Below are 25366 nucleotides of genomic sequence, written 5' to 3'. Positions count from 1 at the left end.
AAAAAACAAAGGAAGTGGCATAATATGTCCATTTTAAATGCGAAACATGTGACAAAAGTATATGGAAACCGCAAGAATACTTTTGAAGTGTTAAAAGATATTAACTTTGAAGTGAAACGAGGTGGTTTCGTATCGATTATGGGGCCTTCAGGTTCTGGTAAAACAACATTACTCAACGTGTTAAGTTCGATTGATTATGTGACGAATGGTCAGATTGAAGTGAATGGTCAAGATATTACACGGATGTCTAATAAACAATTATCGAACTTCCGTAAACAAGAAGTTGGGTTTATTTTCCAAGACTACAACGTATTGCATACATTAACTGTACGTGAAAACATTATGTTACCACTCTCTATTATGAAGTTAAGTAAAGCGGAAAAAGAACGTCGTTATGAAGAAGTGACGACAGCATTAGGTATTCGAGATCTTAGTAACAAGTATCCGAATGAAATTTCTGGTGGTCAAAAGCAAAGAACAGCAGCGGCACGCGCATTGATTGCTAAGCCAGCTATTATTTTTGCAGATGAACCAACAGGTGCGCTTGATTCAAAAAGTGCACAAGACTTGCTAACACGTCTGGAACAAATCAATCGTGACATGGGAACAACAATTGTGATGGTGACACATGATCCAGTGGCAGCAAGTTATTCAGATCGTGTGATTATGCTTAAAGATGGTGAAATTCACACGGAACTCTTCCAAGGAGACAAGCCGACTTCACACTTTTATCAAGAAATTATTCATAATCAAAGTGTTTTAGGTGGTGTGACGTATGAACTTTAATCAAATCGTCATCAAAAATTTATTACAAAATATGAAGCACTATGTTATCTATCTTATTTCATTAATTATTAGCATTACAATGTATTTTAGTTTCGTTACCTTGAAATATACAGATGAAGTTGCGTCAACAGGCGATGTAATGTTAACAAAAGGTGCGAGCATCGGTGAAAAGTTTTTATTTGTAATTATTCTCTTCTTTCTCATGTATGCCAATCGTCTCTTTATTAAAAGACGTGCCAAAAGTTTTGCTTTATTCCAATTAGTTGGTTTGTCACGTCGAGATCTTATGCGTATGCTAGCGATTGAACAAATGGCTATTTTTCTATCGACGACAATCATAGGTGTCGTGATAGGTGCTCTCGGTTCACGCTTATTACAATTAATCGTCAAAAAAGCACTCGATATTCCAATCAATATTAAGATGGGTTTTCAGTTTGAAGCAGTTAGTGTGACGTTGATTCTTGTTCTTGCAGCATGGCTATTAATCATGTTACAAAGTCTTACTTTTGTGAAACGACGTTCTATCGTGCAATTAATGAATGACGCACAACAATCAGAAGCAACTGTCCCTCGTATTACATTAATAGAAGTGATTTTTGGCGTACTAGGTATTTTCATGATTGGTTCAGGCTACTATTTATCAACAATCATGTTTAAAAATGAATATTTAATCGGTGCTCTCTTTTTTATTGCACTTGCTATCTTGTTTCTTACAGTTGTAGGAGCATACTTTTTCTTCAGAAGTTCCGTGTCACTTATCTTCAAAACATTGAAAAAGAATAAAAAAGGGAACGTGACTGTGACGGATGTCGTATTTACATCATCAATTATGCACCGCATGAAGAAGAATGCATTTTCATTAACGATGATTGGAATTATTTCTGCTATTACCATTAGTATTTTGTCATGGGCTGGACTTGGTTATACGAGTGCACAAAAAAATGTGAATTTAACATCACCGTATGAGTACACATACTTTAATCAACAAGATGCAAATGCGTTTGAAACAGCGTTGAAAGAACAAGATATACCATATAAAAAGTATATGCAGCATCTTGTTAGCGTACCGATTAAAATAAATAATAAATCAGTAAGATATTTTGAAGCGGTAGATATTGTGCGCGATTCAGAATTAGAAGGCTTTCATGTCAAACAAGATGAAGTGCAATTCATCAATATGTTTAGTATAACGCAGACAGCAACAAAAATTGATGAAGGTATGATGCTTCAATTAGGGAAAGGTGCGTACCAAAAAACACTCAAAGTGAGTAAGGTTAGCAAGGAGAATCTTATCGCAAATAATCTTGTAGTTGGTAGTCCAGTTGCAGTTGTCAATGATAAGACATTTGAACAATTACAGCTAGCGAATGTTAATGATGATGAGCATCCACAAGCAACACAGATTGGTTTTGAATTGAAATCTGACAAAGCTCATAAAGTTGCAGATTCATTGAATAAAAAAATCAACAAATCCAATCCAGACCCACGTTCAGAAGTTGAAAAAGAAACACTGAAATTTACAGGTATGTTCTTATTCGTCAGCAGTTTCCTAGGTGTGGCATTCCTTGTTGCAGCCGGTTGTGTTATCTATATTAAACAAATGGATGAAACAGAAGACGAGATGCACAATTATCAAATATTACGTAAAATCGGCTATACGCATCAAGATATGACAAAAGGATTAGCGTTGAAAACAATCTTTAACTTTGGTTTACCGTTAGTTGTTGGACTGTGCCATGCTTATTTTGCATCGAAGGCATTCAATGTGATCAATGATAGTCCAACCTTGATACCTGCATTTATCATGATGGGTATTTATTCGGTTATCTACGCAGTGTTTGCGATTATCGCATTTATTCATGCTAAAAGAACAGTCAAGTTTACAATTTAATAAATAGTGAACACCCCAAACAATCAAGAACAATGTTTGGGGTGTCTGTTTATCCTATAGTGATAAGTAAAAAAAATGTTAAGGTTTTGTAAATGTAATTGTCGGTTGCCAGAATATGTGATACTTTCAAATAGGTATTATGAAATCTTAATGAAAACAAGTGACGTCAAGTCATTTGAATAAACAAACGGCAATTTGGGACAATCTATATGTTTATAGGTTAACAATGAATTCACACTGTTTTATAATAAAGTTAACAAAACAACTATCAAAGTGATTGTACCAATCGCTGATCGGAGGATTTAACATGATTAGGAAAAAAAAGGATAAGTTCATGGAACGTCTAGAGGATATGATTTTCAACTTGGATCGAGCTGCAGTTGAGTTCGGCAAGATGGATTTTAAAACACATCTAGATTTGAGAACTTATGCCGAAAACATTAAGACGTACGAATCTCACGGAGACGATTTGATGCATCAAGTTATTACAGACTTGAACCAAACATTTATTACACCAATCGAGCGTGAAGATATTATGTCATTATGTAATGCGATTGATGACGTACTTGATGCGATGGAGGAGACGTCGGCAATGTTTGAAATGTACTCAATTGAATATTCAGATGAGTACATGTTGGAATTTGTGGAAAACATCCAAAAAGCCATTGGGGAAATGAAATTAGCTATTGGTTTGATGACTGAGAAAAAATTGTCACATATGCGTGTACATTCTATTAATATTAAAGAATATGAAACAAATTGTGACGGCATTTTGCGTCAATCAATTAAACACATCTTTAATAGCGAAACGGATCCGATTACTTTAATTAAAATTAAAGATATCTATGAAAACTTGGAAAATATCGCGGATCGTTGTCAAACAGTCGCAAACAACTTTGAAACAATTATCATGAAAAATAGCTAAGGAGTCCTCACTTATGGAGTATTTGATGTTTATAACAGTAGCTATTATTATATTCTCGCTAGTTTTTGACTTCATCAATGGATTTCATGACACAGCGAATGCAGTAGCTACAGCCGTTTCAACACGTGCACTGTCACCGCGACATGCCATCTTTTTAGCGGCGATTATGAACTTTATCGGTGCGTTAACATTCACGGGTGTTGCATCGACAATCACGAAAGAAATCGTTAATCCTTTCCATCTTGATAATGGTTTGGCCGTTGTACTTGCAGCGATTTTGGCGGCCATTATTTGGAACTTAGTAACATGGTATTATGGTATTCCAAGCTCGTCATCACATGCTTTAATCGGCGCAATTGCAGGTGCAGCTATCGCATCAGCAGGTTTTGGCGTATTACATTATCAAGGTTTCACAAGAATTGTTCTTGTATTATTGTTGTCACCAGTCATTGCATTTACAGTCGGTTATATTATGTATTCAATTGTGAAGCGTGTGTTTAAAAATGCAAACTTGGCGCGTACGAATCGTAACTTCCGCTATTTCCAAATTTTTACAGCGTCGTTACAATCGTTTTCTCATGGTACAAACGATGCACAAAAGTCAATGGGGATTATTACGATGGCCCTCATTGTATCGGGTATGCAAACGAGTGTTGAACCTGCATTGTGGGTCAAAGTATCTTGTGCGGCAGCGATGGGCTTAGGTACAGCAGTCGGTGGTTGGAAAATCATTAAAACCGTGGGTGGTAATATCATGAAAATTCGTCCAGCAAATGGTGCGGCGGCTGATTTATCATCAGCGTTAACCATTTTTGTTGCGTCATCTTTGCATTTTCCACTCTCTACAACACATGTTGTATCATCTTCTATCCTTGGGGTAGGATCTGCGAATCGTATTAAAGGTGTTCATTGGAATACTGCGAAACGTATGATAGTAACATGGGTGATTACATTACCAATTTCTGCGGTACTTGCAGGATTGATTTATTTCATATTAAGTCTATTTTTATAGTATAAAACAAAGGATTGAGGCACATAAAAGTCTCAATCCTTTGTTGTATTACTAATCCTTTCAAATATGTGTGGCATCACGTTCACAGGTTTGCCAGTATATTTACGCCAGTCAGTTACTGCTTTTTAAACATTCTTCCCACTCTGGGTAATATTTTCCGTTAATGTTCTAGTCTTTAATCGAATGATGTTCCTTTTTGAGTTCATCATAAGTACTTCACATATTGAATAATGGTTGTAGAATCGAATATAAAAAACGGACGCATGCCAATGAATGTGTACACACGTCCGCTTTTACTATTAATGAATGTAATTATATGAGCTTGTAAGTGAAGCTGGAACTGTACGGTAACCCACTTGACCTGGAGGTGTGTTGTAGTTCATTTCTGACACTAACACACTACCGTCTGGATTGACGCGTTCAACATATGCCACGTGACCAACTGGACCTTCGTATGATTGCATGATAGCACCTGCTTGAGGAATATTGTTTACAGTGTAACCGTCAGCGATTGCGCGGTTTGCCCAGTGATCTGCATTCCACCAGTATGTGCTAATAGCTTGTCCTGTTTCAGCGCGACGATTGAAAGCATGCCAAGTACACTGACCCCAAGTATATAAGTTTTGATGGTTGAATGTTGGAGAACTATAACCACCGTTAGCTTGTGTTGTGCCAGTTGCGCCACCCGCACTTGCTGTATTAGCAGTCGTTGTTGCCGCATAACCTGATTGTCCAGGAATTTGTAATGTTTGGTTCGGATGAATCAAATAGCCACTTAAGCCATTTGCATTCATCAAATCTTGAACAGATACGCCATATTGTGCAGCAATAATATTTAAAGATTCGCCAGCTATAACTGTATGACCACTACCTGACGTGCTCATTGTTGACACACCATTATATTGTGTTGTGTCTTGAACGGCGTTATCGCCACCGATTGATAACGTTTGTCCAGGGAAAATCATATTGCTTGTTAGGCCATTCGCTTGCTTGATGGCATCAACTGTTGTTCCGTACTGTGCTGCAACTGTCCATAACGAATCACCTGCTTGTACTGCGTGTTGTGTTGAAGCTTGTGCGTCTTGATGTGCAAGAACCGCTGCCGCTCCGGATGTTACCGTAAGTGCAAATGCGAACTTTTTCAATGTATTGCCTCCTTATATATCTATATCCGTATATTTTGTACGCTTATTCTGTTATTCTTGTATATATTATCAAATATCTATTCATTTGTGGGAGATGTTACGAATCTGTAATGAATTTAAAATGTTTAGGTGTCACATTCATTTTGTTAGAAAACGATTAAACCTGTTAACATGTGGTATATTACGTCTGTATTCACCTTTAGTATCATTCAATATTTTTGTAACATTTTTACTTTGCAAATGCTTAACAAAAGGAGATTTTTATGAACGCAAGAACAGAAACAAGATCGTCTAGATATGGTCAAGTTTGGTTATTTTTTATGTACTATTGGCTGATATTTGGGATATCTGTATATTTTGGACAATATTTGCCGGCAGCATGGCGTCAACCGATGTCTATCGCCCTAGCATTACTTATACTTGTCACAATGGTCGTACAACGTGCGCGCTTTAGTGGGCCTATTATTTCGCATATATACACGATTGTCGTAGGGCTGCTGTCATATGCGACGTTTATATATTCGCTGGCAGATCTCGGGGCACAGACATTTTTAATGGTGGTTTTATTAGCGATTACAGGTTTTGTCGTATTCGGTGTGCTCGGCTTTTTCGTAATACGTGATGCCTCAAGTATGGGAAGATACTTGTTTGTAACGTTAATTGCTTTGATTTGTATGAGTATTGTCGCATGGATTTTTCATATTCCAATGCTATACACAGTAATCTCAGTCGTGGGACTATTACTTTTCCTACTGTATACATTGTATGACTTCAACAGATTAAAGCGTGGTGCCTTTGCGCCAAGAGAAATGGGTTTCAACTTATTTCTAAACTTATTCCGTATTATTCGTCATGCTCTAAACTTAGCACAAACGATGCGACGACAATAATGAATTTTCATTGATTCATAGACAACTTTTTACTATGATAATAATAGAAAGACATACAGTAATTATCAATTGAATACAAAATGATCCACTGGAAGTGCCGCGAGATGTGTCGGCTGAGATTGAATACTTCATTCAAAATTCCTGAACCTGATCCAGTTAGTACTGGCGTAGGAAAGTGGTTTTGCTTAAGCATAGATGTAAAGCTACTTTTCTACTGTTGTGTAGAAAGGTGGTTTTTTTATTTGGCATTCATTTTAAATAAGGAGGCGTCACATGATTATTGTAGTGACACCGTACGAAAATCTAACGATGAAGCATATTGAGCGTTTGTTGTGTATTGCGCCACGAATATCTGGTGTCATATTACGCACACCGATGGGGCAAGAAATGTTGGCGCATTGGATTGTGATGTTGTTAGATACAGGCTTTCCAAAGTCTAAAGTGATTGTGCATACAGATATTACGTTGGCAAAACGCTTAGGCATTCGACGCTTGCACTTTAGAGAAGGCGATACAACAGCATATCGATTGAAAGATCAAAACCCATCTTATTCTGTTAGCATGTCTGTCCATTGTATGGCAAGTATTATAGAAGCGCGTAAGCATTATTTAGATTTTGGTATCTACGGTCATATTTTTTCGTCGGCTTCAAAACCGGGGCAAGCGCCACGCACAATTGAAGAACAGAGACAGGCATTATCGGTACAGTGGCCATTAATCGCAATTGGTGGCATAGATATGGCGACTGTATCAGACGTAACATCACATTTTGCAGGGATTGCTTGTATTCGAAGCGCATTCGAGACATCAAAGGAGACGTTTGATGTGATGGTACAACAGTGGCAGATAATCAAAAGAGGGAGGAAATGACATGATAGCTATTTATGTGAATGGTGAGCGCCAGCAATTTGAGTCTGAGACGACCATTCAAGATGTGTTGAATCACTTTGGTATTGAAGCGAAACGCATGGCAGTAGAACATAATGAAGCGGTTGTGAAACGTTCATTATGGGCGACAACGTATTTACGTCCAGATGATCGTTTAGAGTTATTAGAATTTGTAGGAGGCGGATAGCATGTTTAATATTGGTAATTTAAAATTTCAATCAAGACTATTTTTAGGGACAGGAAAGTTTGATGACGAGCACGTTCAAAGTGCAGCGATTGCGGCTTCAGGAACAGAAGTATTAACGTTTGCGGTGCGCCGTATGCATTTGTATGATCGTGATTTACCGAACCCACTTGCGAATGTCGACTTAGAGCAGTTTGTGACATTTCCTAATACAGCAGGTGCAAAAACGGCAGAAGAAGCAGTGCGCATTGCGGAGTTGGCAAATGAAGCGGGCGTATGCGATATGATTAAGGTAGAAGTTATAGGCGATGACGATACGTTATTACCAGATCCATTTGAAACGTATAAAGCATGTGAGATGTTGTTAGCTAAAGGTTATATTGTCTGTCCATATATTTCAGATGACGTTGTGTTGGCACGTCGTTTAGAAGCATTAGGTGTACATGCGATTATGCCATTGGCGTCACCAATAGGGACAGGTCGTGGTATTAGCAATCCACTTAATTTGCGTTATATTATTGAAAAAAGTAATGTTCCTGTTATTGTTGATGCGGGAATTGGTTCGGCTAAAGACTGTGCTGAAGCAATGGAACTCGGAGCAGATGCCATTTTATTGAATTCAGCAGTGTCACGTGCTAAAGACCCAGTTAAAATGGCAGAAGCGATGAAAAAAGGGATTGAAGCGGGACGATTGAGCTATGAAGCAGGTCGTATTCCAATTAAATACAATGCGGTGCAGTCTAGCCCATCAGAAGGACTCGGCTTTTTGTAATGACGCGCTATGATAGACAGATCCAATATCCTCATTTTGGTATGGACGGTCAGCGACAATTACAACAGCTACGTGTGATCGTCATGGGCGTTGGTGCACTTGGTAGTGGTGTCGCAGAACAACTTGTACGCAGTGGTGTTGGGCATATTACTCTTGTTGATAAAGATATTGTGACATTGTCCAATTTGCATCGACAAAGTGGTTATATAGAGAAAGACGCAGAGGCAATGCTTCCGAAAGTTATAGCGTTACAGCGTCATCTACAAGCAATGAATCAAGAGGTAGAAGTAATTGCACGTAATCAAGAGATAACACCACAAAATATTTTAGCGATATTGGAAGAAGCTAAGCCAGATATCGTATTAGACGGTATGGATACATTTGATATGCGCTATTTATTGAATGAAGCGACAAGGAAGCTCAGCATTCCGTATATTTACGGTGCAGTCGTTGGGAGCCAAGTAAGTATTTTACCCATTCATAACGATGGTCCTTGTTTACAATGTATCTTGCCAGAAGTCCCGGAAACAATGGAGCGTTGTGAAATCAATGGCGTATTACCACCAGCTGTCCATATAGCGTGTAGCTTAATGGTTGCAGAAGTATTCCGATATATAATGCATGGGACATTGACAAGTCAAATGATGTCCATCGATATATATCGTGGCAAAATGCGTACGGTAGATATCTCGGCGTTGAAAGAAGAGGACTGTATGGTTTGTGCACGCCAACAGTATCAACGACTTGGACACATGCATGTTGATCGTGTCCGTGCACTCTGTGGGGGAGCATTTCAATTCCGTTTAGCCCCACACTATTTTCAAGCACCATTACAGCCACAAGTGACGGTGACAGTTGCAAATGCTTATGTGAAACGCTTAATGTATCAAGGATATGAGATGACCTTATATCAGGATGGTCGGATACTCATCTATGGTGCTGCTACTGTTGATGAAGCAGAAAGTTTGTGTCAGCAGTTATTCATAGTCGTTCCTGATTGACACGTGTTGCTTTCAGTTAAAAATACCATGTATAATAAGGGGTAATCTAAAAAGCAATTGAAAGCGAGATGGAAGAATGGGACGTAAATGGAATAACATTAAGGAGAAAAAAGCACAAAAGGATAAGAACACAAGCCGTATTTATGCAAAGTTTGGTAAAGAAATTTATGTAGCGGCGAAGTCAGGTGAACCAGATCCGGAATCTAACCAAGCATTAAAGTTTGTCTTAGAGCGTGCAAAAACATATTCTGTACCGAACCATATTATAGATAGAGCAATTGATAAAGCAAAAGGTGGCGGCGAGGAGAACTTTGATGCGTTACGCTATGAAGGCTTTGGTCCAAGTGGTTCTATGTTAATCGTTGATGCTTTAACGAATAATGTTAACCGTACAGCTTCTGATGTACGTGCTGCTTTTGGTAAGAATGGCGGTAACATGGGTGTGTCAGGCTCAGTTGCATATATGTTTGATCACACAGCAACATTTGCATTTGAAGGTTATGATGCAGATACAGTTTTAGAACAATTGATGGAACAAGATATCGATGTCCGTGATGTTATTGAAGAAGGTGGGCTAACAATCGTCTATGCTGAGCCAGATCAATTTGCAGCGGTACAACAAGCATTACGTGCGTTGGGTGTTCAAGACTTTGAAGTGGCTGAATTAGAAATGTTGCCACAATCTGAAGTTCAGTTATCGGGTGATGATTTAGCAACGTTTGAAAAACTAATCGATGTATTAGAAGATCTTGAAGATGTACAACATGTATACCACAACGTAGCATTATAATAACAGGGAGGTTCATCTATGGAAGTGAAGGATTGGATTGAAAATTTAGCATTAACGCCACATCCTGAGGGTGGTTATTATCGTCAAACAATCTTAAGCTCCGATACACAAGGAGAACGTCCGAATTATTCTAGTATTTATTTTCTTTTAGAAGATACGAATATCTCTCATTTTCATCAAATAGATGCTGATGAGATATGGTATTTTCATGCAGGAGTAACATTGACGATTCATATGATTCATCCGGATCATACCTATGAAACTATGAAGTTAGGATTGAATGTTGATCAAGGTGAGGTATTGCAATATGTTGTACCGAAACACACTATTTTTGCCTCTTCGATTGAGGAATCTAATGCGTTTGCAGTGGTAGGTTGCATGGTACAACCTGCATTTCAATTTGAACATTTCAAGCTCTATACACAAGCGGAATTGTTAGCGGAATATCCTGAACATGAAGATGTTATTCGACGCTATGCCAAAGAATCATAAATGAAGTAGAAACACCCTTTCTTATCAGTAGACAATTGGTAAGAACAGGGTGTTTCTTTGGGCAACTGTCGAAGTATCTGCTTGAACGAGTGACAGGGTTCTTTTAATTTTATATAATAAACGAAAGGAGGATGGTTGCGGTGAAAGTAAAATATATAGATAAGCGTCACTGGCGTCGCCTCTTAGACCGTGATTATATAGAAGTGAAGGTAAATAACAATAAGTTCAAAGGAATCATTGGTTTGATTACAATTAATAAAGTGAGAGAACCGTTAGAAGTGACGGTGTTGGGCAAGCAGATGGTTGTAGCAGATGAACAATACCAATGGCTGCAAATTGTGCCGGAGAAAAAGCGTTATAGTTTAACGGTGATGTTTAATCCTCAAGGTCGTCCTTTACAGTATTATTTTGATATTAATTTGAAGAACATCACACAAAAAGGAAAAGCACGCACGGTAGATTTATGTTTGGATGTGTTAGCTTTGCCAGATGGTCGCTATGAACTTGTTGATCAAGATGACTTGGAGCGTGCGTTACACGCTAAGAAAATCACACGCAAGCAGTATCATGAGGCGTATATTATTGCCCATCAATTGATGATACAAATTGATGAAGATTTTGAGGGTATTCAGGAAAAAGTGATGTATTGTTTTAACAAAATTCGCCATAAGAAACATCGTAGGCATGGATATACGAAGATTCGTTGATGGATGCGTATCGAAGTCGTATTTGACATGCGCAATGCTTTTGTACGCTGGGCGCGTAGTGTGTCGTCTAGTGTTTCTTTATGCGACGATAGACTAAAATTTAACGTGAACTTGTAGAGGAGGAACCGTGATGAAGATGGATGATTATCGTTTACTCATCACATTAGATGAAACCAGAACTTTGCGTAAGGCTGCTGAACAATTATATATTTCACAACCCGCAGTAACACAGCGCTTAAAGTCGATTGAGCGTTACTTTGGTGTGGAGATATTTATTCGCACGAAGAAACAGCTAATTACAACTACGGAAGGTGCAATGGTGATTGCACATGCCAAAGAGATGTTAAATCAAGAGCATTTGTTTAAAGATCAGATCAAAGCTCATATTGGTGCTATTAATGGAAATCTTTCAATCGGTTGCTCATCGTTAGTAGGACAAACATTACTGCCTGAGGTATTGAGTCGCTATACTTCTGAATATCCAAATGTTGAAGTCAAGTTGCATGTTGGTTCAAGTGACCATATTAAAAAACATTATAATGATTACCACATTATGATTGTGCGTGGGAATCAATTGTTAAACAAACATAATGATCATTTGATGGACGATCAACATTATTTTATTTACCCGAAAAATAAAAAAGCTGAGTTGCATAAATTGCCGTTTATTGAATTTCAAGCAGATCCGGTATACATTAATCAAATCAAAACTTGGTATTATCAGCATATGTCGCAGGATTATCATGCACGAATCAAGGTAGATCAAGTTGCGACATGTAAGGCATTATTATTGAGCGGTGTAGGTGTGACGATACTTCCAGAGATTATGACGAAAGATTTAGACCCTGATCAATTTATAATGATTAAGGTTGATATTGAAGAGCGTCCGCTCGTGCGTGCTACGTATTTGAGTTATGATATGAGCATGATGCAGTTGCCACAAGTCAGTGCGTTTATTGGCGTGTTAAAAAGCTACATTAAAGAAACAAAAGGACGACACAGCATGATTGATGCATAGTGTGCCCACTTTGAACAGTCAGATGTTGTTGGTAATCAGGACATATTAGAAAAGGAGAATATAATGTTTCGTGAATTATTAACGATTAAAAACTATAAATTATTTGTCGTCAATATGATGTTAATCGGTATGGGTATTGCAGTGACTGTACCATTTTTCGTCTTATTTGCAACGAATCAGTTAGGAATGACGACGAACCAATTCGGTCTATTATTAGCATTGGCGGCGATTAGTCAATTTACAATGAATACGATTGTTGCACGTTTTTCAGATACACATGCGATCAATCGAAAAGCGATCATCATCGGTGCATTATTGATGGGCGCTATTAGCTTTTCTTTACCATTTTATGTGGACAATATTATACTATTTATTATTTTATATGCACTATTTCAAGGATTATTTGCACCAGCAATGCCTCAACTATACGCTTCAGCGCGTGAATCCATTAATCAATCTACCTCCAGCAGTCGTGCGGTTTTCGCCAATTCCGTATTGCGATCTATGTTCTCATTCGGCTTTCTATTTGGACCGTTAGTCGGGAATATTTTAAATCAATCAATGGGATACGATGGCTTATTCGGTGGGACAGTTGCGATTATTTTGACAACCCTTGTCCTACAAGTGTTCTTCTTCAAAGACGTTAAAGCAGCCAAACCTGTTAGTAACAGTCCACATACCGAACAAAATGCGCCATCTATGTTAACGCATACCTATTTAATTGTGCCATTTTTAGCATTTATTTTGCTGCATATTGGTCAATGGATGTATACGTTGAATATGCCATTGTACGTGACGAAGTATTTACATGAAGATGAAAAATATGTTGGGCATTTAGCGAGTTTATGTGCTGGCTTAGAAGTCCCATTTATGATTGTTTTAGGTATTGTGGCGAGCAAAGTATCGACACGTACATTACTCGCAATTGCTGCTATCTGTGGAAGTTTGTTCTTTGCGAGCATCGGTCTGTTTGAAAGTGTCCATATGATGTTGGTAGGACAAGTTTTATTAGCATCATTTTTAGCGGTATTATTAGGTATTGGAATTAGTTACTTCCAAGATATTTTGCCTCAATTTCCAGGTTATGCGTCAACCTTGTTTGCGAATGCAATGGTAATAGGTCAATTGCTTGGTAACTTGCTTGGTGGTGCGATGAGTAACTGGGTTGGCTTAGGAAATGTCTTTTATGTCTCTGCTTTCTCACTCGCGTGTGGATTTATTTTGATTTTATTTACGAAAAAAGAGGTAACAGCACGTGTTCAAGCGTAAATGCTTTGATAGAAAGGAGATAGAGAGATGGATGGCTTACAAATGATGCTGTGGTTATTGATTGTATTGGCGTTTACTTTAGGTTTTATCAGCTTGATTAAGCCAGTGATACCGGGTGTATTCATGTTATGGATTGGCTTTTTTATTTATCAATTTGGGATTAACAGTGACACGCTGTCATGGTGGTTCTGGAGTGCAGCAATTGTATGGACATTGTTGATTTTTGTTTCAGATTTGCTGCTCAGCCGTTACTTTGTGACGCGTTTTGGTGGATCTAAAAAAGGTGAATGGGCGGCTTTAATAGGTGTCATTGTTGGTGCGTTTGTTTTGCCACCATTTGGTATAATTATTGTCCCGTTTGTGGCAGTTTTAGTGATTGAGCTTTTGCAAGGCATTGACGTACGGTCTGCAATGAAAGCGAGTGTCGGTGCATTGGCTGCCATTTTGACAAGTTCAGTAGTACAAGCTGTCATTATGACATTGATGATAAGTTGGTTTTTAATAGATGCATTGTTGATGTAACTGTATAAAGAATAAAAAATGGGATAGCAACAAGACATTTGGTAGTCTTGGCTATCCCATTTACTATTTAACGCCATGAGGCACGATTGTTTTGTTGAAGCCTGCTATTGATATAGAGACCGATTGGCAATATAACAAAAGACATCAAAATAAAGGTCCAGTTGCTGATATGAATATACGGACCGAATTGAAACATGTGCTGTGGAAAAAAGAAAATTTGAAACATGAGAACGAGCAAACTGATAAGCACCAAATAACCGGCGAGCCAAGCGAGTCTAGAATATTGAAAAGCTTGTAGTTGCACCATTTTAAAGCAGGTCCAGACAAAAAGAAAAATAACCAATAGACCGGTAATCAATATTAATGGAAATGTGTAAATGAAAACACGTGTATCATTAATAAAGAAACCAAGAAATCCTTTTAAGAAGCAAAATAAGCCAAGTAAAAAAATAATATGTTCATAGATATAATGACATATGTTAATCAGTGTATGATTGGGTAGAGATTTTATCGTCTCATTGGCATGACGTTTAGGATCGTGATTGAAAAAGTCCATCGCATGCATTCCTTTATTCTCTGCTTTCAGTAGATGTGTCAGGATATTCTGTAGTACTTTTTCAGAATCATATGCATTGACACGCATATCAGCGCGGACATAAGTCATATAACTCTCAAAAATTTGACGGTCTGTGTTGTTTAAGCGCAATGACTTAACATTATTTTCTTTCATCAATTCATTCGTTGTTTTCATATTGGGCACATCCCTTTGCTGATAGAGCTACTCTAAACAGATTCTATTATGACGACTTTAAAGCAATAAATCAATATATTGCCTTTAACGCATATGAGAAACATAAGATTTTGATGTCCTGTATTTCTATACTTGAATGTGAAAGTCATGTTAAAATAAAACAATAGCAATGTAAATATTGGAGAGAAAATAATGAAAAAATTCATCGTTATGCTGCTGATGGGAATGCTGGTTCTGTCAGGATGTGGCAACAGCGAAAAAGCAAAACTACAAGATCAAATTCAATCATTGGAAAAAGAACAAAAAACATTAAAAGAAGAAAACAAAAAACTCAAAGAACAAAGCAGCAAGCTCGATGATCAAATCCGTGCAGCAGAAGAAAAAATTCAACAATCATCAAACCAAAGCGATACAGCAAAAGATGAATCATCATCGAAGGCGCATTCAAAGACGAACAAAGACGACAAATCACAAAATAGTAAGTCATCATAAGCTACATATTACATAGGGTTTGTTGATACAATATGTAGGGTATTATGGAATAACTAGGAATTGAATGAACAGAAAAGAGGAACAGGCTATGTATGAAAAAGAATTTGCACTTTTAGAAGGTCGTGAAATGTCACTCATCACACTGGGGAGAGAGCTAGAGAATATTACAGGCTATGAATTTTATGACTCAACAGGAGAACTTGATCGCATGATTGCATTAAAGCCGAACTTCTCTCATGATTGGGAAACGTATAGAGCGACGTATCGCTTGAAACACCGTAATGACTATATTGATGCAGTTTTTACAGTGGTTAAAAACTATAACAAAGCGCGTTTGAAAGAAGTTCCGGTGAAAATTCAACTTATTAGCTATATTTCAAAAGCATAATGAATAGGTATCTTAAGCGTTCTACAGCAAACAATAGGCTGGAACGCTTTTATTTAGATTCTACATCTTTTGTGGTGAATGGCATGAATTAGCCATTCTGCCTTTTGCTTTTTAGTATGCAAAAAGCGCACAATCACCATGGACTGTACGCTAAATCCAACTTAACTAGAACTATAATATAAACAAAACGAGCTACTTATCATTATCTTTTCATTACAGAAGCTGAACAGTCTACTTTATCGATTGCTGATTAATCATATGTACGCGTTGAGATAGGTTTTGCTTGTTGCAATCCTGTTAATAATGCCTCTGGAGAATCAAATAACTGTGCAAGATTTTGATATTTGGCATCAATAAATCCTTCATCAATCATATGCTGGAAAAGTCGTTGGAGGGGATCATAAAAATGATTGATGTTATAAATACCAATTGGTTTCTGATGTAGCCCAATTTGCGCCCAACTATACACTTCAAAAAACTCTTCTAGAGAGCCAGCGCCCCCGGGTGCAATAACAAACGCATCAGCTAATTCAGCCATTTTTTGTTTGCGTTCATGCATCGAATCAACGAGAATTAACTCGGATACTTTTTGACTTGTAATTTCACGTTCATCGAGTAGCTTGGGCATAACACCAATTGCTTTGCCTCCATGATCAAGGACACCATCTTGAATGGCGCCCATAATGCCTACAGAGCCAGCACCAAAGACTAAATCAATGTCTTGTTCAGCAAAATACTTACCAAGTTCATAGGCAGCTTCAACATATTTTGGATTTTTACCTTTGCTTGCGCCACAATATACTGCAATTCGTTTAATCGTCATCATACCATCTCCTCTTTAGATTGTATATGCTTTTGTTACACGACTATAACGTATCACATTTTATGATTTCTTATAAAGTGATGCCACCTGGCTTTGATATGAGTCGATCGTCATCACTTATTTTTCGCGTATATGACATTTATCATGTATCATGATGCGCTGACTTATCAAGTGTCTGTTGTTTTAATATCTGAAGCAAGCTTGCTTTAAAGGTCTGACGCTGTGCGTGTGTAAAAGGTTTAGGTCCTTTACCGTAACGTTTCGTCGCTTGACGCTCTTGCTGATTATAGAAGCGTTGTAACAGTAACTGTTCGATATTTTGAGTCGTATATTGATAGCCAGTATGGTGAAGGACAGTAGTAGCCTTGTTGAGCACGAGGCTTGCTAAACCATAATCTTGTGTCACAACGATATCGGTATGTTGTACTTCGTGTAAAAGTGCAAAGTCAACAGCATCTCGACCGCCATCGATATATTTTATGTGCACATGTTCCGGATACATTTTATAAGTGAAGTGATCATAACTACGGAATAATAAAACAGAGATAGCTACTTGTGCCGATACTTCAACAATTGTATCGACAACAGGGCAGGCATCTCCATCAACTAATATACGTGTTATCATCTTTATAAATCAGGGGATAGGTTGTGTATTTGATCACTTCGGTATTTCGTATCCTTAGTATTATGGCGATCAGATAATGTTTTAATGCGAGGTACGTTTCGATGATGAGCTTGTTTTACATTATATTGCTGCAAAGCTTGAAGCTGTTTTTTCATGACTTTTTGGCGTTTTTCACGAATTTTGTCTTCTGCTTTATGACGTTTTCCAATTGATTTTTGAAGCTTTTTATCCATTTTATGAATATCTTTTTTATTGCGTTTGGCGAGTTGCTTACCATGTGCTTCGATATCAGAATCAATAGAGTTAGGAACAAAGCCTACGTGTTTCGCATATTTTTGCATGCGCGCCATGTCTTTTTTCATTGCTTTTTGACGACGGACGCGCACTTTTTCTTCATCTTTTTGTCTTTTATCGATTACTTTTTGAAGCTTTTTATCGAGTTTATGAATGTTTTTGCTATTTTTCTTAGCTAATTTTTTACCACGAGCGTGCATATTGTCAGGATGTAGCGCACGTTGCTCAGCTTCAGCCTGTTTAGCTTTAACATATGTTTTTACGTGAGTGATAGCACGACTAGTTTGGCGCGCAACAGCTTTTGATGTTGCGACAGTTTTTTGAACTTCAGGGTGTTTTTTAAACTTTTGACGTTCTAAAATAAGTGGTACGAGAAGAACAGGGAGTACATTGATAAGCATTCTAATTGTTTTATTCATCCAATTTGCCTCCAATTTATTTGATTGTTAACTGTATACCCAATGTAACACAATATGAAACGCGATGCTTGTATGATGTATGGTCAAAAAAATACCTACAACTCTATATTGAGGCGTAGGTATTTTTGATTCGAATCTTGTGGTTAAAGGATGACAAAGTAGACAACCGCAATAACAACTACAAGTACGATACGGTAGATAGCAAATGGAAGTAACTTCACATTTTGAATTAATCTCAAGAATAACTTGATTGAAATAAAGCCTACGATGAATGCCGCTAAGAAACCGATGATATAGAACGGAATATGCGACAAATCAATGTAGTTGTAATGTTTAACGATAGATAAGCCACTTGCTGCTAACATAACAGGAACAGCCATGATGAACGTAAAATCCGATGCAGACTTATGGTCTAACTTCATAAGAACACCTGTTGAAATGGTTGAACCTGAACGAGAAAATCCAGGCCACATCGCGACAGCTTGAGATAATCCGATAACGAATGCTTGGAAATATGAAATCTCATCTAGACTGACTGGGTTTCTAACATTGCGACTGTATTTATCAGCAATAATCATATAGATTGCGCCTAAAAATAGACCAATCAGTACAGTTGGTAAGCTGAATAAATATTTCTCAATCAAATCATCAAATAGTAGACCAAGCACACCAGCAGGAATCATCCCGACTAAGATATGTGTTAATTTCAAACGGCGTGGTTGTGAACGACGTCCTTCCTGATGTTTCGGTGCATATTTCCCGATATGTAGCATTTCATAGTATTTGTGACGGAAAATCCAAGCAGCAGCAAAAACAGAGCCGAGTTGGATAACCACCTTGAATGTGAAAGCAGACTCTTTGCCTAAAAACTCAGTAGATTTTAACCACATATCATCTACTAAAATCATATGTCCTGTTGAGGATACAGGTGCAAATTCTGTGAGTCCCTCAACAATACCTAAGATAAGTGCTTTAATAAGTTCAAAAAATAGCATAAAAAATCCTCTTCATTCTATTTTAATGTCACTGCACATCATAGCATACCATATTGTGTTATGTCTGTTGTAGCTAAAAAGTTCAGACCAAAGTATGAAAAAATATGCACCGACTAAAAAAGTGAGTTTTAACCGGCGCATACGTCAATATAATATCAGATACTTGATTTGTCATTTGTTATGATAAAAGGTTAGTGTTTATTACTATTAGACTCGTTAAAGCCACTAATAACTTTTTCGAGCAGATGGTTCAATTCATGAATTTCATCGCGTGTTAAAGAGGAAGCCTTCGCTACAATAGTCGAAGCATCACGTAAGTCCATTTCCATAGCTTTACTCTTTTGGGTAAGGTGTATGAAAACTTCGCGCTGATCTATTTCGGAACGCTCTCTTGTAATCAAGTCCATATGCTCCATACGTTTAAGCAATGGAGATATTGTTCCTGTGTCAAGTGATAGGTCAGTAACAACTTTTTTGACATTCACAGGGGACTTATCCCATAAAATATTTAGCACCAAATATTGTGGATACGTTATATTGTGTTCCCTGAAAATATTATTTAAATAGTAGCGGTTCACCTGTCTCTGTGCATTATATAAGTTGAAGCATAGTTGTTCCTTTATTGGATTATTAGACATCTTTTTTTTCTCCTCCAGACATTTTATCCGTTTTTTCTCTTTTTCAACGGAGCATGATCCGCTCACAGCAGTGAGTAGTTTGTTAATCATTAGTGCTAAATTTGTGCTATGGTAAATTATAGCATGCGGTTATTTTAGAAGATAGTTCGTACTCAAGCAAGCTGAAAGGTTAAAACAACAGATATATTATAACAGATTTATAAAATTTTTAATGGAGGTATATTTGTGAAAAATGAAAAAATCGAGGTGACATTGGTAACAGGTTTCTTAGGTAGTGGAAAGACAACATTTCTCAATCAGTATATGAATGAAGTATTAGATGAAAACAACAAAGTAGCACTTATTGTTAATGAATTCGGTGATTTTGATGTCGACGGCCATTTGTTAGAAAAGACGCCGTTGTCTTTGACTATGTTGCAAGGGTGTATTTGTTGTGACTTACAAGATGATTTAGTTATGCAATTACAGCAATTGGCGCAACAAAATGTAACACACGTTGTTATTGAAGCAACAGGTATTGCGAATCCTATTGAGATGATTGCGGCTTGTCAAGATCCGCTTATTGCGCGTCAGTATACATATCCAACTATAATAACTATTGTAGATAGTGTTCGTTTTGCACAGCGAGAGACATTATCTGAAGCTACACGTACTTTGATGATTGATCAAATTCGTGCGAGCCAGTATATCTTGCTGAATAAAATTGATTTGTTAGATACATCAGAGATGCAAGAGAAAGTTGTACAAGATGTGACACAGTTTGCCCCGCATAGCACGATTGAATGGGCAAAACACGGTGTTGTGCAAAAAACTGTCAAAACAGCGACACATATGAATCAAATAGAACACATGCAGAGAAAACAATTGCACGCACACTATGACACGATTAGTTACCACTTTACCTACCCTATCTCTCGAGAACAATTTATTCAGTTTATTTTAAATGTGCCAGAAAGCGTGTTAAGAATGAAAGGGTATGTGCAATTTCGCGATGTGCCCAATGAGTTGTTCTTAGTGCAATATGCAGGGGGGTTACCTTCATTAGAAAGTGTGGGGAATCTAGCGTTGCCAACGACAGTTGTTATAATAGGTGAACGTTTGGACAAACCAGCATTAAAAAATAAATTAGAACTGTTACAATTCGGTTGAGCTTAGCATGAAATATGCATAATATGACTTGATTCGTTACAATCTAGTTAAGAACTTTAACATTGAGGTGAATAAAAATGAAAAAGATTAAAATCAATCAACATGTTTCCTATTCTAATCTGATACATGGTTTTTTTCGTGCACATGAGTGGCAAATGACGGCACAAGAGATGAACCGCTTCTTACATGAACTTGTAGAACGTGGTATTACAACTATGGATCATGCAGATATTTATGGCAAGTATGCAGTGGAACAGCGCTTTGGTGAAGCACTGGCGTTGTCACCTGAACTGCGCAATCAAATACAGCTTGTTACAAAATGTGGTATCGTTTTGCCCAATGACATTTATCCCGATCATAAAGGTCATCGCTATGATTTGAGCGAGTCGCATATCAAACGTTCTGTGGAGCGTTCATTACAACAGTTACAAGTAGATTATGTTGATACATTATTGATTCATCGGCCATCTCCATTGATGAAACCTTGTCAAATTACGGATGCCTTGAAGTCACTTGTCGATGAAGGGAAGGTTCGTTCATTTGGCGTCTCAAACTTTAGACGTTCGCAATATGAATTGTTGAATGATTGTTTGAAAGATGACCGTTTTCATATTGCAGTCAATCAACTGGAAGTATCCCCATACATGTTACAGTCATTTCACGATGGTACATTAGATGATATGTATAAAGATAAAGTGAAGATTATGGCTTGGGGACCTTTTGCTGGTGGGCGCCTGTTTGACCAAAATGACGCCACGGCACAACGTGTGATGCCTGTGTTGCAACGTGTTGCTGAGACGCATGATACAACAGTAGAAGCGGTCGTGATTGCTTGGTTAGCGAAACATCCAGCGACAATTATGCCGATTTTAGGCACACAACGATTAGATCGGATTGATGCAGCACTTGAAGGCTTGGACATTGAATTGCATGATCAAGAATGGTTTGATATCTATACAGCGGCACAAGGATATGATATACCATAAGAGATGATTGATTATGTGAAGGAAAGAGGCATAGACTATGAAGGAAAAAGAACACCAACAACGCAATCGTTTTAGACTATATGTTGTTGCGTTACCTTATCTGATATTTGGACTAATTGTGGCACTCATCTTTATATTTGATCCTAAAACAATTTGGCTTGTGACTGTTTTTGGTGTGTTTATGATTTATAATGTCTTAGCGATGTTTACAGCTTTTTTATTCAAATATGGTAAAGAAACACTCTATTTATTATTTTTGACGCTATGTATGATTGGGGCATTTGCCTATTTTGTAAACATGCTTTTCAAATATCATTAAGTCGTAATTTATGGCATGTAGGCTGTGTTTTAAAGCTTATATGCCTAATTTTTAGCCATTCTCTGTAAGCGGTTACAAATAATTGTTAAATCTCACAAAAGACAGTGGTATAATAAGCTTGTAGGAATATTAAGGGGGAATCTTTATGAAACGTAAAAAGGTATCTATTATCGGTTCGGGACATACAGGTGCAACATTAGCATTTATTATTGCAACACAGGGGATTGCAGATGTTTTGCTTGTTGATCGGGACAAAAATGAACAGCCGATGAAAGGGAAAGCGTTAGATATTTTGCAAAGTGGCGGAATCCTTGGCTTTGATACACATGTTACGTCAACTGTTGATTATGCTGATACGAAAGACTCAGATATTGTAGTCATCACAGCTGGAATACCGCGTCAACCAGGTATGAGTCGAGATGATCTCGTTCAAACGAATGAAGAGATTATGGTAGAGGTTACGCAAAAAGTTGTTCGTTACTCACCGAATTGTACCATTATTGTATTAACAAACCCTGTTGATGCGATGACGTATTCAGTTTACAAAGCATCTGGTTTTCCAAGCGAACGTGTTATCGGGCAATCAGGTGTATTAGATACAGCACGTTTCAGTACATTTGTCGCAGAAGCATTGGATGTGGCTGTCAATGATGTGACAGGACTTGTATTGGGGGGACATGGAGATACAATGGTACCATTAGTACGCCACAGTCAAGTGAATGGAGTACCATTAACAGAACTTATGCCACAAGATGAAATTGACGCAATTGTAGAGCGTACACGTAATGGAGGCGCAGAAATTGTCAAGTTACTTGGTGATGGCTCAGCGTATTATGCGCCATCAGCAGCAATATATGAGATGGTTGAGGCAATTTTATTTGATCAAAAACGCCTTGTTCCAGCTATTGCATATTGTACGGGACAATTTGGCTTGAATGACTTGTATATTGGTGTTCCAACGATTCTAGGGGCGAATGGTGTTGAACGTATTGTCGAAGTCGCGCTTAACGATGATGAGCGTGCGCAACTGTCACATTCTGCTGCTTCTGTTGCAAGAGTGAAATCATCATTGCGTCACGCATAACAAAAGAGACCAACAGCAATAGCATAGATGATTGTTGTTGGTCTCTTAGCGTACTTTTTACATTTGGAACAAAATGGCGATGAAGGCAACAAGGTTATTAAACATATGTGTTACAATGGAAACGGCAATATTACCGTTACTTTTGACATAAGTAATGACGAACATGCTACCTAATAAAAGATAAGGAACTATTTCTAATAGTGTTTGTGCCGCTTGCATATGTAAGAGCGCAAAGAGTATGACTGATAGGATACTCATAAAGCGAATGTTGAATTTTTTACCGAGTTCACCAATTAAGAGATGGCGAAATAATAACTCTTCCATAATCGGTGCGGCTATCACAATCCCAATAAACATGATGGGTAACCATTGTGTTTGTTCAAAGAAAATCTTGAGGGCGTCTTGATTGCCTGTTTCTTTGAATTGCCATTTTTCAGGGAGATGTGACATGAGTGCGAGAAAAACACCATTTGAGATTAAATAGCCTAAATACGTTAGGGCGATAAGCTTAACATGTCGTCGCAAGTCACTGAGATGATGGCGTAACTTCGACCAAAGATGATGACGATGTGATAATAGGACAAATAAGACGATGAGTAGAGACGTTATAACACTGCTTAACATAATCGTAACAGTAACGGGGATCTCAATATGTAGAAGAGTCAATATTGCGAGTAAGCCAATAGGCAAAATGATTTGACCTAAAACATAAATAGGAATAATACATAAATCAAGCCATGCAACTTTTCGGGATGTATAAAACATATTCGTACCTCCAAATAATGGTTATATCCTTATAGACTATTAAAACACAATTGTATGTTTAGTGCTAAAATATATGGCTGATATATGCGGAAACAACATGGATTAACTTTTTTATATAATCATGGTAGTATATAATAATCTAACGCTAAAATTTTGATAATGAAGGGAGTGCAGTATGAACAAGCAATTTATTATTTTATACATGAATATTTTTCTAGTCTTTCTAGGGATAGGATTGATTATTCCAGTGTTACCTATTTACTTGAAAGATTTAGGATTGACCGGTGCAGATCTTGGTGTCATGGTAGCTGCATTCGCATTAGCACAAATGATTATTTCACCATTCGGAGGTGCCTTGGCAGATAAGCTCGGTAAAAAACTCATTATTTGTATAGGATTAATTCTATTTAGTATTTCAGAGTTTTTATTTGCCTCAAGTCATGCTTTTTCATTACTTCTTGTTTCTCGTGTGCTTGGTGGTTTTAGTGCCGGGATGGTAATGCCTGGCGTTACTGGACTGATTGCCGATTTGTCACCTATGCAAGACAAAGCGCGTAACTTTGGTTATATGTCAGCGATTATTTCTGCTGGCTTTATTCTTGGCCCTGGTGCAGGTGGCTTTCTTGCGGAGATTTCGCATCGTATGCCATTTTATTTTGCAGGTGCACTCGGAGTTCTATCGTTTTTCGGAACAGTTGCGTTCGTCCAATCGCCAAAAGAAAAAACGGGACAAGGATTTGCGCAATTTGAAAAAGAAGCACTTGAAAAAATACAGGTTAAACGCTTTATCACACCTGCTGTTTTGACGCTCTTATTAGCATTTGGTTTATCAGCTTTTGAGACACTTTTCCCACTTTATACAGCAGATAAAATGCATTTTCAACCAGCAGATATTTCCATTGCAATCACAGGTGGTGGAATTTTTGGTGCCATCTTCCAAATTTTCTTATTCGATAAAATGATGCGCTTTTTAGATGAGTTGATGCTTATTACGTATTCGTTGATTTACTCTGCCATTATTTTAGTTTTCTTAATATTTGCGAATACTTATTGGCATGTGATGTTTATTTGTTTCATTGTATTTATCGGTTTTGACTTAATACGTCCGGCATTGACGAATTATTTCTCAAATATTGCTGGTAATCGACAGGGCTTTGCAGGTGGTTTGAACTCAACATTTACAAGTATGGGGAACTTTATAGGACCACTTATTGCTGGTGGGTTATATGATGTTAATATTGAATATCCTTTATTGATGTCTATTCTATTTATGTTGCTAGGGTGTGGTGTCATCGTAGTGGAAAAAATATTGCGTAAACGTGAGATTGTTTAACCTAATAGAAGTG

General features: G+C 37.6%; 30 protein-coding genes and 1 riboswitch. Of the genes, 22 read left to right on the top strand and 8 right to left on the bottom strand.

Annotated elements, in window-relative coordinates:
• Nucleotides 1–24: 24 nt before the first annotated feature.
• The 4 genes from NXS11_RS06090 to NXS11_RS06075 all read left to right on the top strand — a co-directional run bounded on the left by NXS11_RS06090 (nt 25) and on the right by NXS11_RS06075 (nt 4614).
• Complete coding sequence (locus NXS11_RS06090) at nt 25–786, top strand: ABC transporter ATP-binding protein (RefSeq protein WP_259199812.1); 762 nt, start codon at nt 25–27, stop codon at nt 784–786.
• Nucleotides 776–2677: an FtsX-like permease family protein gene (locus tag NXS11_RS06085; RefSeq protein ID WP_259199811.1), complete on the top strand. Its 1902-nt coding sequence runs from the start codon at nt 776–778 to the stop codon at nt 2675–2677. The genes NXS11_RS06090 and NXS11_RS06085 overlap by 11 nt, the downstream gene beginning before the upstream one ends.
• Before the next feature lie 307 nt (nt 2678–2984).
• Nucleotides 2985–3602, top strand: a complete 618-nt coding sequence (locus NXS11_RS06080) for a DUF47 domain-containing protein (RefSeq protein ID WP_259199810.1) — start codon at nt 2985–2987, stop codon at nt 3600–3602.
• 13 nt (nt 3603–3615) lie between these two features.
• Nucleotides 3616–4614, top strand: coding sequence for an inorganic phosphate transporter (locus tag NXS11_RS06075; RefSeq protein WP_259199809.1), 999 nt, complete (start codon nt 3616–3618; stop codon nt 4612–4614).
• Between the two features lie 299 nt (nt 4615–4913).
• Here NXS11_RS06075 and NXS11_RS06070 read toward each other — a convergent pair whose 3' ends face one another.
• A complete protein-coding gene (locus NXS11_RS06070) occupies nt 4914–5759 on the bottom strand; it encodes a LysM peptidoglycan-binding domain-containing protein (protein ID WP_259199808.1) in 846 nt (281 codons plus the stop codon).
• A gap of 263 nt (nt 5760–6022) precedes the next feature.
• Here NXS11_RS06070 and NXS11_RS06065 point away from each other — a divergent pair, with 263 nt between their 5' ends.
• From NXS11_RS06065 to NXS11_RS06015, 11 genes are all read left to right on the top strand, one after another.
• Nucleotides 6023–6649, top strand: coding sequence for a Bax inhibitor-1/YccA family protein (locus NXS11_RS06065; RefSeq protein ID WP_259199807.1), 627 nt, complete (start codon nt 6023–6025; stop codon nt 6647–6649).
• Nucleotides 6650–6729: 80 nt separating this feature from the next.
• Nucleotides 6730–6840, top strand: a riboswitch (TPP riboswitch).
• A gap of 82 nt (nt 6841–6922) precedes the next feature.
• Nucleotides 6923–7519: a thiamine phosphate synthase gene (locus tag NXS11_RS06060; protein ID WP_259199806.1), complete on the top strand. Its 597-nt coding sequence runs from the start codon at nt 6923–6925 to the stop codon at nt 7517–7519.
• A 1-nt stretch (nt 7520) separates the two neighbouring features.
• Nucleotides 7521–7724 (top strand): sulfur carrier protein ThiS, encoded by a 204-nt coding sequence (gene thiS / locus NXS11_RS06055; RefSeq protein ID WP_259199805.1) that lies wholly within the window; start codon nt 7521–7523, stop codon nt 7722–7724.
• A 1-nt stretch (nt 7725) separates the two neighbouring features.
• Nucleotides 7726–8493, top strand: coding sequence for a thiazole synthase (locus NXS11_RS06050; protein WP_259199804.1), 768 nt, complete (start codon nt 7726–7728; stop codon nt 8491–8493).
• A complete protein-coding gene (locus NXS11_RS06045; RefSeq protein ID WP_259199803.1) occupies nt 8493–9494 on the top strand; it encodes a HesA/MoeB/ThiF family protein in 1002 nt (333 codons plus the stop codon). Before NXS11_RS06050 ends, NXS11_RS06045 begins: the two co-directional genes overlap by 1 nt.
• Nucleotides 9495–9570: 76 nt before the next feature.
• On the top strand, nt 9571–10284 hold the full coding sequence (locus NXS11_RS06040; protein ID WP_259199802.1) for a YebC/PmpR family DNA-binding transcriptional regulator: 714 nt from the start codon (nt 9571–9573) through the stop codon (nt 10282–10284).
• 18 nt (nt 10285–10302) lie between these two features.
• On the top strand, nt 10303–10776 hold the full coding sequence (locus tag NXS11_RS06035) for a cupin domain-containing protein (RefSeq protein WP_259199800.1): 474 nt from the start codon (nt 10303–10305) through the stop codon (nt 10774–10776).
• Nucleotides 10777–10907: 131 nt separating this feature from the next.
• Nucleotides 10908–11483 carry a ribonuclease FAU-1 family protein gene (locus NXS11_RS06030; protein WP_259199799.1) on the top strand — a complete coding sequence of 192 codons (576 nt, stop codon included), beginning with the start codon at nt 10908–10910 and terminating at the stop codon, nt 11481–11483.
• Nucleotides 11484–11613: 130 nt separating this feature from the next.
• Nucleotides 11614–12501: a LysR family transcriptional regulator gene (locus NXS11_RS06025; RefSeq protein WP_259199797.1), complete on the top strand. Its 888-nt coding sequence runs from the start codon at nt 11614–11616 to the stop codon at nt 12499–12501.
• 63 nt (nt 12502–12564) lie between these two features.
• The gene (locus NXS11_RS06020) at nt 12565–13770 is read left to right on the top strand and encodes a sugar efflux transporter (protein ID WP_259199796.1); all 1206 of its coding nucleotides are present in this window, start codon (nt 12565–12567) and stop codon (nt 13768–13770) included.
• A 27-nt stretch (nt 13771–13797) separates the two neighbouring features.
• A complete protein-coding gene (locus tag NXS11_RS06015; RefSeq protein ID WP_259199795.1) occupies nt 13798–14292 on the top strand; it encodes a DUF456 domain-containing protein in 495 nt (164 codons plus the stop codon).
• 67 nt (nt 14293–14359) lie between these two features.
• Here NXS11_RS06015 and NXS11_RS06010 read toward each other — a convergent pair whose 3' ends face one another.
• The gene (locus tag NXS11_RS06010) at nt 14360–15043 is read right to left on the bottom strand and encodes a DUF1129 family protein (protein WP_259199794.1); all 684 of its coding nucleotides are present in this window, start codon (nt 15041–15043) and stop codon (nt 14360–14362) included.
• A gap of 192 nt (nt 15044–15235) precedes the next feature.
• Between NXS11_RS06010 and NXS11_RS06005 the strand changes: the two genes are divergently transcribed.
• Both NXS11_RS06005 and NXS11_RS06000 read left to right on the top strand, forming a co-directional pair.
• A complete protein-coding gene (locus tag NXS11_RS06005; RefSeq protein WP_259199793.1) occupies nt 15236–15535 on the top strand; it encodes an SA0632 family lipoprotein in 300 nt (99 codons plus the stop codon).
• A gap of 88 nt (nt 15536–15623) precedes the next feature.
• A complete protein-coding gene (locus tag NXS11_RS06000) occupies nt 15624–15923 on the top strand; it encodes a hypothetical protein (protein ID WP_259199792.1) in 300 nt (99 codons plus the stop codon).
• A gap of 250 nt (nt 15924–16173) precedes the next feature.
• Here NXS11_RS06000 and NXS11_RS05995 read toward each other — a convergent pair whose 3' ends face one another.
• The 5 genes from NXS11_RS05995 to NXS11_RS05975 all read right to left on the bottom strand — a co-directional run bounded on the left by NXS11_RS05995 (nt 16174) and on the right by NXS11_RS05975 (nt 19717).
• Nucleotides 16174–16740: an LOG family protein gene (locus NXS11_RS05995; protein WP_259200058.1), complete on the bottom strand. Its 567-nt coding sequence runs from the start codon at nt 16738–16740 to the stop codon at nt 16174–16176.
• 148 nt (nt 16741–16888) lie between these two features.
• Nucleotides 16889–17371, bottom strand: coding sequence for a YaiI/YqxD family protein (locus NXS11_RS05990; protein WP_259199791.1), 483 nt, complete (start codon nt 17369–17371; stop codon nt 16889–16891).
• A 2-nt stretch (nt 17372–17373) separates the two neighbouring features.
• Entirely contained in the window at nt 17374–18084 is a 711-nt protein-coding gene (locus tag NXS11_RS05985) for a hypothetical protein (RefSeq protein WP_259199790.1), read from the bottom strand.
• 143 nt (nt 18085–18227) lie between these two features.
• Nucleotides 18228–19079, bottom strand: coding sequence for an undecaprenyl-diphosphate phosphatase (locus tag NXS11_RS05980; protein ID WP_259199788.1), 852 nt, complete (start codon nt 19077–19079; stop codon nt 18228–18230).
• A 191-nt stretch (nt 19080–19270) separates the two neighbouring features.
• On the bottom strand, nt 19271–19717 hold the full coding sequence (locus tag NXS11_RS05975; RefSeq protein WP_259199787.1) for a MarR family winged helix-turn-helix transcriptional regulator: 447 nt from the start codon (nt 19715–19717) through the stop codon (nt 19271–19273).
• A gap of 225 nt (nt 19718–19942) precedes the next feature.
• Here NXS11_RS05975 and NXS11_RS05970 point away from each other — a divergent pair, with 225 nt between their 5' ends.
• The 4 genes from NXS11_RS05970 (at nt 19943) to mdh (ending at nt 23255) form a co-directional block, all read left to right on the top strand.
• A complete protein-coding gene (locus NXS11_RS05970; RefSeq protein WP_259199785.1) occupies nt 19943–20866 on the top strand; it encodes a CobW family GTP-binding protein in 924 nt (307 codons plus the stop codon).
• Between the two features lie 77 nt (nt 20867–20943).
• Entirely contained in the window at nt 20944–21852 is a 909-nt protein-coding gene (locus NXS11_RS05965; RefSeq protein ID WP_259199783.1) for an aldo/keto reductase, read from the top strand.
• Between the two features lie 37 nt (nt 21853–21889).
• Complete coding sequence (locus NXS11_RS05960) at nt 21890–22171, top strand: hypothetical protein (protein ID WP_259199781.1); 282 nt, start codon at nt 21890–21892, stop codon at nt 22169–22171.
• A 145-nt stretch (nt 22172–22316) separates the two neighbouring features.
• On the top strand, nt 22317–23255 hold the full coding sequence (mdh, locus tag NXS11_RS05955; protein WP_259199780.1) for a malate dehydrogenase: 939 nt from the start codon (nt 22317–22319) through the stop codon (nt 23253–23255).
• Nucleotides 23256–23312: 57 nt separating this feature from the next.
• Here mdh and NXS11_RS05950 read toward each other — a convergent pair whose 3' ends face one another.
• Complete coding sequence (locus NXS11_RS05950; protein WP_259199778.1) at nt 23313–24020, bottom strand: CPBP family intramembrane glutamic endopeptidase; 708 nt, start codon at nt 24018–24020, stop codon at nt 23313–23315.
• Between the two features lie 175 nt (nt 24021–24195).
• Here NXS11_RS05950 and norA point away from each other — a divergent pair, with 175 nt between their 5' ends.
• On the top strand, nt 24196–25353 hold the full coding sequence (gene norA, locus NXS11_RS05945; RefSeq protein ID WP_259199776.1) for a multidrug efflux MFS transporter NorA: 1158 nt from the start codon (nt 24196–24198) through the stop codon (nt 25351–25353).
• Nucleotides 25354–25366 lie beyond the last annotated feature (13 nt).

The organism is Staphylococcus americanisciuri, from assembly GCF_024814435.1.
Taxonomy (GTDB): Bacteria; Bacillota; Bacilli; order Staphylococcales; family Staphylococcaceae; genus Staphylococcus; species Staphylococcus americanisciuri.
This window is presented reverse-complemented; position numbering and strand designations above follow the sequence as displayed.